Source organism: Streptomyces sp. NPDC054834 (assembly GCF_053611185.1).
Window position 1 is genome coordinate 26,942 of sequence record NZ_JBSGZV010000002.1, and the last position, 12,617, is coordinate 39,558.

Below are 12,617 nucleotides of genomic sequence, written 5' to 3' on the forward strand. Positions count from 1 at the left end.
GTCGGCCTTGGGGTTGGGCCCGTTCGTGGCCGACCACAGTCACGCGCTTCCATTCAGGGGGTTGCAGAGGCTGGGCGCTTGAACATCCGCGTCGCCGTGATCTCGCTGTGCACCGCCTCCCCCGCCCGGGGCTGCTGGGGAAGGCCCGGGCGGAGGTGTTCCTCCACGTTGATGTACTTCAGACCCGCCCTGAGGTCGGCGTCGTTGCGGAGCCGGATGACCAGCGGGAACTCGGCGAGCGCGGTCGTGTCGAACAGGCCGGTGGTGTAGAGGAGCTGGACGCCGAGCGCGTCGGACACGGCGCGCTGGAGTTCCAGCAGGTACGTGGCGTTGGCGCGGCCGATCGGGTTGTCCAGGAACAGCGTGCCCGCGTGGCGGTGCTTGTCCCGCCCCCGGTCGTTCGACCGCAGCGCGGCCATCGTGCAGTACAGGGCGATGGCCGCGGTGAGCAGCTGGCCGCCGGAGAAGACATCGCCCATCTGCCCGACGGGGACGCGTTCGGCGCGCAGCACGGCGTCGGGCTTGAGGATCTCGACGGCCACGCCCTTGGGCTGGAGCGCGGCGGCGACTCCGCGCAGCAGCAGGGACATGCCGTCGCGGCGCAGGTCGGAGTTCTTCTTCACGGCGGCCCGGGTCGCCTCGTCGATGACCTCGCCGAGCCGCTCGGTGAGCGTCGCCTGGTCGGGTTCCTCGAAGCGGATGCGCAGGAACTCCTGCCCGGACCACTCGCCGAGCCCCTCGGGCAGGCGGGACAGCCGCTGGGCGGACCGGAGGGTGGCGAGGGCCGACTCCACGAGTCCGCGGAGCCGGTCCACGATCGAGTCGCGGTTGCGCTCCAGCTGCTCCAACTCGTCGGTGAGGACGCGCAGTCGGGGTGCGAAGGCGTCCGCCCACTTCTGGGCGTGCTCGGGCAGCGCGGAGGCAGGCAGCTCGCGGATCTGCTGCCGGGCGGGGGTGCGGACCTGCTCGTAGCGGGTGGAGTTGGCGTGCCGGACCAGGACGTCGCTGGCCTCGCGCACGGCGGCCTCGGCGGCTGACAGGTCGGCGGCGCAGCCGCGCAGCGAGCGGCGGGCCTCGGCGGCTGTCTGCCGGGCGTCCTCCAGGCCGCCGGGGTAGGGCTCCGGCTCGTCCTGCTCCTCGTCGGTCACGTGTTCGCGGAGCAGGTCGCGGAGCATGGCGGCGATCTCGTCGAAGCCGCTCGCGGCGTCCTCGGCGGCCCGGTGGGCTTCGAGCAGCTCGGCGTGCGCCTCGCGGGCTTGGGTCAACGCCTCGGTGCGGGAGGCGAGTTCGGTGGTCGCCGTGCGCAGCAGCGCCTGGGCGTGCTCGGCGTCGCGCGGGATGAGTTCCTCGGGCAGTTCGGTGTGCGCCTCGCCGTCCTCGGGGGCGTGCCGCTCGGCCTCGCCGCGCAGTCGGCCGAGCTGCTCGCTGGCGTTGGACATACGGGTCTCCAGGAGCTGCACCAGCTCCTCCGCGCGCGCGGCGGCGGCCTGCCGAGAGGGGCCGTCGGCGCCGTCGGGCGACTGGAGCAGCTGTTCCGCGCGCGTGCGGACCTTGTTGCTGAGGCGGTCCAGATCGGCGCGGGCCGCACTCTCGTCGCTCTCCGCGCGGGCCTGCTCGGCGCGCAGGTCGGCGCCGACGCCGACCTTCTCGTACACCTGGGAGGCGGCCCGGTAGGCCTCGCGCAGCGCGGGCAGCGACGCCTTGGGCGTATCCGCGTCGGTGTCCGGTACGTCGTCGGGCGCACCCGCGATCTCGGCGCGTTCGGCGCGCAGTGCGCGGGCGGTGCGGCGGGCGTCGTCGGCGGCCCGCTGGGCGGCGCGGCGGTCCTCGTCGGCGGCTCGGGCACGCTCCAGGCAGGCCTGGGCGCGGGCCTCCGACTCGGCTGCCTCGTCGGCGAGTTCCCGCATCTTGACCTGCCAGCCCGCGCGCTCGCGCAGCCGGAAGGCCAGCCCGGCGAGTGCGTCGGCGGCGCGCCGGGCCTTCTGCGCGGCCTCCTGCCGCTCGTCGCGCACCTGCGCGGCCTCGGCGGCGGCCTCGTCGGCCTCCGCGCGCACGGTGCGGGCCTCGGCGAGCTCGGCCTCGGACTCCTCGGCGAACGCGCGCGCCTCCTGTGCGGTCCGCGCCAGCTCGGTGAGGCGCCCGGCCGGGCAGCCGGTGCGCCAGGAGGCGAGCCGCGCGGCCAGCTCCCGGTCCTTGCCGAGCCGGGCGGCGAGCGCCCGGATCTCCTCGTCCCGCTCGGTGGCCCGCGCGCGCAGCGCCTGCCGCTCCTCGTCCGCGGCGTGCTCGTCGTGCATGGCCGGGTTCGGCGGTACGAGGAAGACCTGGACGGCGCCCCCCGGGGTGGCGTCCTCGGCCGGGGTCGGGGCGAGCAGCGCGGCGGCGGTGCCGACGGCCACGGCGGACCGGGGCAGCAGGGCGGCGTCGCCAAGTACCTCGCGGGCCCGGGCGTGCGTGTCCGGGTCGGTGATGATCACACCGTCGACCAGCTCCGGGCGGGCGGCGAGCACGCGCGCGTGGTCGGCGGGGTCGACGGCCTGGGCGATGTAGCGCCAGCCCGGCAGTGCCGGGATGCCGTGCTCGCCCAGGTACTCGACGGTGGCCAGGACGTCGGGGCCGGGCGGCAGCAGCCCGCCGTCGCCCAGCGCGCCGAGGATCCGGGAGTCGTCGGCGGCGGCGGTGCGCAGCTCGAAGAGGTGGCGTTCGGCGGTGGCGACTGCGTCGTCGAGGAGCTCACGCAACTCGTCCGCGAAGCGGTCGAGTTCCTCCGGCGTGAGAGCACTGAGGGAGCTCAGGGAGCCGGGGGAACCGTCACCCGGCCTGGCCGCGGGTGCCGGGCGAGTGTCGCTGTCGTGCCGGGGCTGGGGAATGCCGGGTCGTACGTCCTCGCCGGTGAGGCTGAGCAGCTCCGCGAGCCGCTGCTCCGCCGCCAGGGACTCGGCGAGCCGGCGCTCGGCCTCGTACGACCGTTCGGCCGCCGTCGCCGCGTCCGCCGCGCGGGCCGCCGTCAGCTCCGCGCGGGACTCGGCGGAGGCCGACTCACGCGCGTGCTCGGCGGCCTTGCGGGAAGCCTCGCGGGCCACGTCCCAGGCAGCGACGGCGGTCTTCTCGGCATCGCTGGCGGCGAGCGCCGCTCGGGCGGGGTCGGCGTCGGGCGCGCTGTCGTCGAGCCAGCCCGCGCGGACCGCCTCGGCGGTCTCCTGCTCGACCTCGCCGAGCCGCTGGCGCAGGTGTCCGGCCTCGCTTCGGGCGCGCTGTGCCTCGGTGGCGGCGGAGGTCGAGTCGCGGTACGCGGAGTCGTTGACCTGCTGGAGCGCGGCCGAGCGCTCCTCCTCCTCGTTGGCGAGGTTCTCGGCGTTCCCGGCGGCGGAGTGCAGGGCCCGTACGAGGTCGACGGCGGCCTTGGCGCGGGCGGCGAGCGCGGGAGCCGCGTCCCGTTCGGCTTCCTGGATGGCGGCGGCCACGCGCGCCACGCGGTCGGCGGCGGCGCGGTGGCGCAGCACGGCCTCGGCGGCCTGCCAGGCGGAGTGCAGGGTGCGCGCGTCGGCGAGTTCGCGCTTCTGCGCCGCGGCGCACTTCTCCGCGGCGGCGAGCGCCAACGATGCGTGGCGGTAGGCGAGTTCGGCGGCGATCAGCGCGCTGCGCTCCCTGGCGCCCTCGGAGTGTGTGACGGCGTACGCGGCGGCCGTGACCCGTTGGGCGAGATCGGCGGCGCGCACCCGTTCCTGCACGCCCCGCGCGGAGAGCCGCCGGGCCAGCGTGCGGGTGCGGCGCTCGGCGCCGGCGTGGATGTCACGCGCGTGTGAGCGCGCCTCGGCGGCCTCGACGATCCGGCCGAGCAGGTCGACGGACCCGGCGGTGAAGTCCCGTTCGGCGATCAGTTCGGCGCGCCGGCCCAGTTTGTTGCCGAAGCCGCTGACCAGGTCGGCGAGTCCGTCGGTGTCGCGGGTGTCGGTGACGGCGCGCAGCAGCAGGTCGGTGAAGTCGGAGTCCTTCTTCACCGCGAAGAGGCCGGCCGCCTCGCCCTCGTCCGCGTTCATCTCCCGCTGGTAGCGGAAGAGTTCGGGGTCGAGACCGAGCTCGCCGAGGTGCTCGATCCAGCGGTCGTGGATGTCCTCCCAGTGCACCTCCAGGTGCGGGTACGCCTTGCCCGCCTCGGTGAGGGCGTCCCGGAAGCCCTTCATGGTGCGGCGGCGGCCCTGCGCGCCCGACTGGCCCTCCACGGGCGGCCGTACGGCGGTGGACTCGGCGACGGGCAGGTTGTCGAGGCTCAGCCCGGGGCCGGGTCGGAAGGAGTACCAGGCCTCGGCGAACTTGCGCGGGTCGTTGGACACTTGACGGCCGCGCCACTCGCTGACCTTGCCGACCACGACGCACTCGCCGGTCAGCACGTGCTGCCACTCCAGGGCCACGTGCCCGCAGTCGTCGGCGAGCAGGAACTTGCGCAGCACGCCGGAGCTGGCGCCGCCGAGGGTGTTGCGGTGACCCGGCAGCATCACGGAGAAGATCAGCTTGAGCAGGACGGACTTGCCGCCGCCGTTCTCCAGGAAGAGCACGCCGGCGGGCGCGGGCCGTCGAGGCGGGCCGACCGGCTCCTCCTCGAAGAACTCCGCCTGGGTGGGCGCGGGTTCGGGCACCGGCTCACCCACGCCTCGCAGGTCAAGCACGGTGTCGGCGTAGCGCGCACCGGCGGGCCCGATGGAGTAGAGGCGGACCCGGGACAGCTCGTACATGGCGGACTCTCGTCAGTCTTCTTGCAGATGAGGTTCTTGCAGATGAGGGGTCGGGCGTGTTGCGGACGGGGTTCAGGAGTGGAACGGCAGCCCGGCGTCGGCCACCAGGTCCAGGTCGTCGGTGTCCTCGGCGGGAAGCAGGCTGGCCGTTCCGTCGGTGACGGGGACGACGCCCAGTTCGAGGAGTTCGGCCATGGCGGCGCCGCCCGCCAGGTCGCGTACCTGGAGCTGGTAGCGGGCGGTCGTGCGGTAGGTACCGCCGTTGTCGTCGCCCGTGCGCTGAAGGAACCCGGAGTCGGTGAGGAATCCGACGGCCTTCGCCACGATGCCCGTGGTCGAGGCGGCCGGCCGGCGTGCGTCCTTGGTGGCCCCGGTCGCGCTGCGTCTGGCCCAGATCCGCCAGGCGGCCTCCAGTCCGGGCGCGTCGGTGGCCGGGTCGGTGTTCTCGCCGAGCTCGTCGGCGCGCTCCTCCAGGCGTCGGCAGGCCTGCCGGACGAAGGCGTCGACGCCGTTGACGCTGACGCGCCCGATGTAGCCGTCGTCGGCCAGGTCCTCCGGCCTCGGGAACGCCAGCGCGGCGACCGCGAGATGGGCCAGCCCGTGCAGGAACCGGTCCCCGGAGTCGGCGGACGTGCGACGCGCGTAGTCACCCATGCGGACGGCGAACACCGAGTCCTCGGCGGCCGTCACGGCCATCCCCGCGCGCGGGGACACCTCCAGCACCACGAGCCCGAGTCCGGCGGCGACGGCGTCCGCGAGCCGCGCGAAGGGCGGGTCCTCGCGGTAGCGGCGCAGCAGTTCGGTGTACTCCTGGTCACGGGCGGGCTGGAGCTTGGGCTGCAACCCGAAGGCGACGAGCCGGGCCGCGTCGGCGGCGTCGGCGGGGGTGACGGCGGAGCCCGCCGGCGCGGCGGCAGGCTCGGGCTCACTCCAGTCGACGTGCTCGGTCACGGCTTCGGCTCCTTGTCGCTCACTCGGTCACTCATGCTGCTTCCGTCCGGTCCGCGGCCATCCCCGCCGCGTCCAGCAGGGCGGTGCCGACGATGAGATCGGCCCCGCCGAACTCGGGATCGTCCAGCTCGGTCCCGTCGTCCACGGCGAACAGCAGCTTCTCCTCACCCTGCCGGTAGGCGGTCCCCACCGGCGGGCTGGCCGCATGCACCGCGAGCAGGGCCACCAGATAGGGCAGGTCGGGGTCCCGCCGTCGGGCTTCGGCCAGCAGCCCGGACAGCCGTCGGGGCGCGTCCGCCGGAAGGTCCAGCAGCTCTGTCGCCGCGGCCAGCTGCTCCTCGCTGAACCGGCTGTCGTCCGGTGTGGCGATCAGGTCCGGCTCGGGCATCTCGGCGCCCAGGTGCTCGCGCTCCATCGGCGGCGTGAGCAGTATGTCGACGAGATCGACGACCCGGACCGACACCGGCGTGCGCAAGCCCGTCCCGCGCGCGAAGAAGGCGTCCGTGACCCGGATCGCCTGCTCCAGGGGGAGCGGGAGGAGGGGCGCGACGAGGTGCCCGTACAGGTCTGTGCCCGAGGTGGTCAGGGGGGTGGCGAAGGCCTGCCGGTCCTGCTCGGCGCGGAAGAGGGGGCCGGCCTCCAGCAGGCGCGACTGGAGCTGTGTGTGCCGCCGGATGCAGTCCTTGACGATGTCGACCAGTTCGGCGGCCCGCCGCTTGTGCTCGGGGTCCTCGGTCTCGTCGCGCGCCTTGCGGATGTTGGTGAGGATCGCGTTCTCGTGGCGGTACCGGTCGGCCACGTGGTCCAGGGCCTCGGTGATCATGTCGGGCACGGCGTTGAGCCAGTCCACCGCGCGGACGTTGCGCCGGGTCGCGTCCAGGGCGCGGCGCAGGGTTTCCGAGTACTGCACGGTCCGGTACCGGGCCTGCTCGGCGGCGAGCTGGGCGTCGGCGAGGCGGCCGCGGTTGATGAGCACCTCGAGCTTGACCTCGGCGGCGATCTGGGCGCTGGTGACATCGGTGTCGAGGGCGCCGACGAGGACGTTGACGGCCTCGTCGGTCGTCCGGAGGTAGACCGTGCCGCCGGGGCCGGGGACCTCCTCGATCAGCTTGAAGTCGTAGTCACGGCGCACGTATGTGCCGTCCGGCGCGAACGTGCCGTACACCGCGCGGAAACCGCGGTCGACGCTGCCGACGTTGATCAGGTTCTCCAGAACCCAGCGGGCCACGCGCTCGTGCTCGGCGACGGGCCGCTGCGGGGCCTGGGCGGCGATGCGCGGGATGAGCCTGGCCACGATCTGCTCGTGGTCGGCGCCCGTGTCGAAGTCCATGTTCAGCGTGACGAGATCGATGGCCGCGAGGGCCACCTCGGCCATGCCGTACACCGAGTACTCGCCCGCCAGGTTGGCCTTGCGCGCGTCGAGGTCGTGCAGCGGCGCGGTGCAGGCGAGCGCCCGCAGCCGCCGCGCCAGCCCCTCGTCGGCGGCCGGGCCCGGCGCCGGGCGCGGCCCCGCGGTGAACTGGGGCGGAACGCTGTCCGTCGATGCAGGCGAAGTCACGGTGCACAGACTAGGTCCTCGGTCTGACAACGACCCAAACGGCGCAGAAGCGACGGCCGTCACACAGGCGCGAGGCGGCGTCAGTCGTCGTCCCGTCCGTCTTGCCCGTCCTGCCCGACCCGGCGGCGGTAGACCTCCACGATCCGCTCCAGCGAGTCGGCGAAATACGTGTGGAGCAGCTTTTCCGCCTCCTCGCGGTCCCCGGCCTGCAACGCCTGGAGGATCTGGCGGTTGCGGGCGAGGTACGGCTCGTGCAGCGCCTGCGGGTCGTCGACGACATGGAAGGCGAGGCGCAGTTCGGCGAAGACGCTGCGCATCAACTCGTCGGTGCGTTCGCTGCCGGCCAGGGCGACCAGTTCCCGGTGGAAGTGGAAGTTGGCCGCCCCCAGTCCTTTCCAGTCATGCGCGACGGCCGCCTGCTGCCCCTCCGTGATCGCCCCGGCGAGTCCGTCCAGCGCGTACGGCGGCTCGCCCAGACCCCGGACGACGGCGCACTCGACGAGGGCACGGATGCGGTAGATGTCCTCGACGTCCTCGACGGTCAGGACCCTGACGAACACGCCCCGGTTGAGCTCGTGGACGAGGAGGCGCTCGTGGGTGAGCAGGCGGAACGCCTCGCGCAGGGTGTTGCGGGAGACGCCGAGCGCCCCGCCGATGCTGTCCTCCGACAGCCGGGTGCCGGGCGGGAAGTAGCCCTCGGCGATGCGGCCTCTGAGGATGTCCGAGACCCGCTCGGCGGTGCTGGTGCGCCCCAGGAGCGCACGGTCGTCGGCCAGTCCCGTCAGCTGCTCTGCCATGCCCGGAATTCAACCGCAGATACAAGGACGAAACAACATAGGTATTGAAGGATCGTTGAACGATCCTCTACGGTGCTCGGCACGGCTCGCTTCTCTGCACCCTCCGTCCTCCCTCTGCGAGGTGCCCATGAGCACGACCCCTCCGCCACAGTCCGTGACTCCTGGCGCCCAGTCGGCGCAAGGTGAACGCAGCGCCGCGGACGGCCCGTTGGGCTGGCTGCACGCTCTCGGACCGCGCGGCCGCCGCGCCTTCGCCGGTGCTTTCGGCGGATATGCCCTGGATTCCTACGACTACTTCACGCTGCCGCTGAGCATGGTGGCGCTGGCGGCGTACTTCGGCCTCGACAGCGGCCAGACCGGCCTGTTCACCACCGTCACGCTGGTGGTCTCCGCGATCGGCGGTGCCGTGGCGGGCGTGGTGGCGGACCGGGTCGGCCGCGTCCGGGCCCTGATGATCACGGTAATCACCTACGCGGTGTTCACCGTGGCCTGCGGTTTCGCGCCCACCTACGAGACCCTGCTGGTCTTCCGGGCCCTCCAGGGCCTCGGCTTCGGCGGTGAATGGGCGGTCGGCGCGATCCTGGTCGCCGAGTACGCCAGCGCCCGGCACCGGGGACGCACGCTGGGCGCGATCCAGAGCTCATGGGCCGTCGGCTGGGCGCTGGCGGCGATCGTCTACACGCTGGTGTTCTCCTTCGCGGGCGACGACCTGGCCTGGCGCGTGATGTTCTGGACCGGCGCGCTGCCCGCGCTGCTCGTGGTGTGGCTGCGCCGCAGCGTGCACGACGCCCCGCAGGCGAGCGCCGCCCGCGAACAGAGCCCGCAGCGCGGGTCGTTCGCGGCCATCTTCCGGCCGGGCACGGCCGAGGCGCCGGGACTGCTGCGCACGACGGTCTTCGCGGGTCTGCTGTCCACGGGCGTGCAGGGCGGCTACTACACGCTGGCGACCTGGGTGCCGACGTACCTGAAGAGCGAGCGCGGCCTCTCGGTCGTCGGCACCGGCGGCTATCTGACGTTCCTGATCTCCGGCGCCTTCCTCGGCTACCTGACCGGCGGCTATCTCACCGACCGACTCGGCCGGCGCCGCAACATCTGGCTCTTCGCCCTGCTGTCGGCCGTCTGCATCCTGGCATACGCGAACATCCCCAGCGGCGCCAACACCGTGCTGCTGGTGCTCGGTTTCCCGCTCGGCTTCTGCATGTCGGCCATCTTCAGCGGCTTCGGCTCCTACCTGAGCGAGCTGTACCCGACGGCGGTGCGCGGCACCGGACAGGGCTTCACGTACAACACCGGCCGTGCGGTGGGCGCGGTCTTCCCGACCCTGGTGGGCTTCCTGGCCGACAGCTGGGGCGTGGGCGGCGCGCTGGTCTTCGGCGCGATCGGGTACGGCATCGCGGCGCTGGCCCTGCTGGGGCTGCCGGAGACGCGCGGAACGGAGCTGCGGTGACCACGGCGAACCGCACCGGGGACCGCCCCCTGACCCTGGTCGACGAGCACGCGCACGCGTGGAGCCCGGGAGCCGCGCGGGAACGCTTCCGGGAAGGCCTGGCGGGCCCCACGGCCGGTGTCGCGGCCGGTCACACGCAGGCCAACCTGATCTCGGTGCCCGCCGACTGGGCCTACGAGATGCTGTTGTTCTGCCAGCGCAACCCCAAGCCCTGTCCGGTGCTCGACGTCACGGACGCCGGTTCGTGCACCAGCGTCCTCGCCGAGGGCGCGGACCTGCGCACCGACCTGCCGCGCTACCGGGTGTGGGTGGACGGCGAACTGGCCGACGAGCCGACGGACGTGCGCGCCCACTGGCGGGACGACCTGGTCTCGTTCCTGCTCGGGTGCAGCTTCACCTTCGAGTGGGCGCTGACCGGGGCCGGCGTGCCGATCCGCCACGTCGAGCAGGGCCGCAACGTGCCGATGTACGTCACCAGCCGTCAGTGCCGTCCGGCGGGGCGGCTGCGCGGGCCGATGGTGGTGTCCATGCGTCCGGTGCCGCCGGAGCATCTGACGGCCGCGATCCGGGAGAGCAGTCTGCTCCCGGCGGTGCACGGCAGCCCCGTGCACTGCGGCGATCCGGCGGCGCTCGGCATCGACGACCTCGACCGGCCCGACTTCGGCGACCCGGTGGCCGCCGAACCGGACGACATCCCGGTGTTCTGGGCCTGTGGGGTGACCCCGCAGGCCGCGGTGATGGCCTCGCGCCCGCCGTTCGCCATCACGCACGCGCCGGGCCAGATGTTCCTCACGGACGCCCGCGACGAGCAGTACCGCGTCCTCTGACCGCACCGGACACGAAGAGACCCGGAAACCCGCGGAACCACATGGAAAGACACAGAAGAAGATCCATGACCTCGATCGATCTGAACGCCGACCTCGGCGAGGGCTTCGGCCGCTGGCGGCTCACCGACGACGAACGCCTGCTGTCCGTCGTCACCAGCGCCAACGTGGCCTGCGGCTTCCACGCCGGGGACGCTGCCACCATGCGCCGGGTGTGCGAGCTGGCGGCCGAGCGCGGGGTCACGATCGGCGCGCAGGTCTCCTACCGGGACCTGGCGGGGTTCGGGCGGCGCGCGATGGACGTGCCGCCCGCCGAACTGGCGGCCGAGGTCGCCTACCAGATCGGCGCCCTGGAGGTGTTCGCACGCGCGGCGGGCGCGCGCGTGGCGTACGTGAAGCCGCACGGTGCCCTCTACAACCGGGTGGTGCACGACGAGGAACAGGCCGGGGCGGTGATCGAGGGCGTGCTCCTGGCGGACGGCTCGCTGCCGGTCCTCGGCCTGCCCGGCTCGCGCCTGCTGGACCTGGCCCGCAAGGCGGGGCTGCCGGCCGTCACGGAGGCTTTCGCGGACCGTGCGTACACCGAGGAGGGCACGCTCCTGCCGCGCGGCCGGGACGGGGCGGTGATCAGCGATCCGGAGGCGGTCGTGGAGCGCTCGGTGGAGCTCGCGCGCTCCGGCACGGTCACCGCACACTCCGGCGCGCGCATCGAGGTACGCGCCCGCTCTCTGTGCCTGCACGGGGACACGCCCGGCGCGGTCGAGCTGGCCCGTCGGGTGCGCGAGCGGCTGGTGGCGTCGGGTGTGACCGTGGAGGCCTTCGCATGAGGGCGCTGCCCGTCGGCGACCGCGGGCTGCTGGTCGAGCTGGCCTCGGGCGAGGAGGCCCAGGCACTGCACGCGGAACTGCTGCGGCGCCGTGCGGAAGGGCTGCTGTCCGTCCGCGAGATCGTGCCCGCCGCCCGCACGGTCCTTCTCGACGGCCTCGACGCCCCGGAGCGCCTGGCCGCCGAGCTGACCGCCGCCGAGGTGCCGCCCGCGACCCCACCCGCGCGTGAGGCCGTCGAACTCCCGGTCCGCTACGACGGCCCCGACCTCGCCGACGTCGCCGCCCACTGGAACGTTCCGGCACAGGAGGTGGCCCGTATCCACGCGGCCACCGAGTTCACCGTCGCCTTCTGCGGGTTCGCGCCCGGCTTCGCCTACCTCACCGGCCTCGCGCCGCACTACGACGTGCCGCGCCGGGCCACCCCGCGCACGTCCGTCCCGGCCGGCGCCGTCGGGCTGGCCGGCCCGTACACCGGCGTGTACCCGCGGTCGTCGCCGGGCGGCTGGCAGCTGATCGGCACGACCGACGCGGTCCTTTGGGACCACGCGCGCGTGCCGGCCGCGCTGCTGTCACCGGGCGCCCGCGTCCGCTTCGTACCGGTGGGGGACGCATGACCGACCGGGCGCTCGTGGTGGTACGCGCCGGAGCGCTGACCACCGTGCAGGACCGGGGGCGGCCCGGGTACGCCCACCTCGGCGTCCCCCGATCCGGGGCGCTCGACCCGCCCGCGGCGGCACTCGTCAACCGGCTGGTCGGCAACGCGCCCGGCGCGGCCGTCCTGGAGACGACGCTCACCGGCTGCGCCCTGCGCCCGCGTTCGACGGTCACGGTGGCGGTCGCGGGTGCACCGTGCCCCGTGCGGGTGGGCGGGCGGCCGGTCGCCTGGGGCGCGCCGGTCGTGGTGCCCGCCGGTGAGGTGCTGGAGGTCGGGGCGGCCGAGCGGGGAGTACGCGCCTACGTGGGCGTCGGTGGCGGCATCACCGTCGAGCCGGTCCTCGGCAGCCGTTCCACGGACCTGCTGTCCGGTCTCGGACCGGCGCCGCTCGCGGACGGGGCGGTGCTGCCCCTGGGGAGCCCCTCCGCTCCGCACGCGCGCGTGGACGTCGCCCCGCAGCCCGGCCCGCCCGCCGAGCTCGCGCTGCGGGTGACGTTCGGCCCGCGCGACGACTGGTTCACGCCCGGGGCCGTCCGCGATCTCACCGCGCGGACGTTCCGCGTGTCGTCGGCGAGCAACCGCATCGGACTGCGCACGGAGGGACCCGCCCTGGAGCGGGCCCGCCCCGGCGAACTGCCCAGCGAGGGCATGGTCCTGGGCGCGGTCCAGGTCCCCCCGAACGGCCGGCCCGTGGTCTTCCTGGCCGACCACCCGACCACCGGGGGCTACCCGGTGATCGCGGTGGTGCGCGCCGCCGACCTGCCGGCGGCCGGGCAGGCGCTGCCGGGTACGCCGGTCCGCTTCGTGGCCGTCCGCCGCCGTTGAGCC

9 protein-coding genes are annotated in these 12,617 nt (G+C 74.1%); 5 read left to right on the forward strand and 4 right to left on the reverse strand.

Annotated features, from left to right (window positions below; translation table 11 throughout):
• Positions 1-53 precede the first annotated feature (53 nt).
• The 4 genes from ACWGJM_RS02745 to ACWGJM_RS02760 form a co-directional block, all read right to left on the reverse strand.
• Positions 54-4,730 (reverse strand): hypothetical protein, encoded by a 4,677-nt coding sequence (locus ACWGJM_RS02745; RefSeq protein WP_453409863.1) that lies wholly within the window; start codon positions 4,728-4,730, stop codon positions 54-56.
• A 72-nt stretch (positions 4,731-4,802) separates the two neighbouring features.
• Complete coding sequence (locus ACWGJM_RS02750) at positions 4,803-5,681, reverse strand: hypothetical protein (RefSeq protein WP_453409864.1); 879 nt, start codon at positions 5,679-5,681, stop codon at positions 4,803-4,805.
• Between the two features lie 31 nt (positions 5,682-5,712).
• Positions 5,713-7,239, reverse strand: coding sequence for a hypothetical protein (locus ACWGJM_RS02755; protein WP_453409865.1), 1,527 nt, complete (start codon positions 7,237-7,239; stop codon positions 5,713-5,715).
• 80 nt (positions 7,240-7,319) lie between these two features.
• Positions 7,320-8,036 (reverse strand): GntR family transcriptional regulator, encoded by a 717-nt coding sequence (locus ACWGJM_RS02760; RefSeq protein ID WP_453409866.1) that lies wholly within the window; start codon positions 8,034-8,036, stop codon positions 7,320-7,322.
• 127 nt (positions 8,037-8,163) lie between these two features.
• On the opposite strand from ACWGJM_RS02760, the gene ACWGJM_RS02765 reads away from it, so the two are divergent.
• The 5 genes from ACWGJM_RS02765 (at position 8,164) to ACWGJM_RS02785 (ending at position 12,614) form a co-directional block, all read left to right on the forward strand.
• Positions 8,164-9,483 carry an MFS transporter gene (locus ACWGJM_RS02765; protein ID WP_453409867.1) on the forward strand — a complete coding sequence of 440 codons (1,320 nt, stop codon included), beginning with the start codon at positions 8,164-8,166 and terminating at the stop codon, positions 9,481-9,483.
• A complete protein-coding gene (locus ACWGJM_RS02770) occupies positions 9,480-10,310 on the forward strand; it encodes a putative hydro-lyase (protein WP_453409868.1) in 831 nt (276 codons plus the stop codon). The genes ACWGJM_RS02765 and ACWGJM_RS02770 overlap by 4 nt, the downstream gene beginning before the upstream one ends.
• Before the next feature lie 65 nt (positions 10,311-10,375).
• Positions 10,376-11,134 carry a LamB/YcsF family protein gene (locus tag ACWGJM_RS02775; RefSeq protein ID WP_453409869.1) on the forward strand — a complete coding sequence of 253 codons (759 nt, stop codon included), beginning with the start codon at positions 10,376-10,378 and terminating at the stop codon, positions 11,132-11,134.
• The gene (locus tag ACWGJM_RS02780) at positions 11,131-11,748 is read left to right on the forward strand and encodes a 5-oxoprolinase subunit B family protein (RefSeq protein ID WP_453409870.1); all 618 of its coding nucleotides are present in this window, start codon (positions 11,131-11,133) and stop codon (positions 11,746-11,748) included. The genes ACWGJM_RS02775 and ACWGJM_RS02780 overlap by 4 nt, the downstream gene beginning before the upstream one ends.
• Positions 11,745-12,614 carry a 5-oxoprolinase subunit C family protein gene (locus ACWGJM_RS02785; RefSeq protein ID WP_453409871.1) on the forward strand — a complete coding sequence of 290 codons (870 nt, stop codon included), beginning with the start codon at positions 11,745-11,747 and terminating at the stop codon, positions 12,612-12,614. Before ACWGJM_RS02780 ends, ACWGJM_RS02785 begins: the two co-directional genes overlap by 4 nt.
• Positions 12,615-12,617 lie beyond the last annotated feature (3 nt).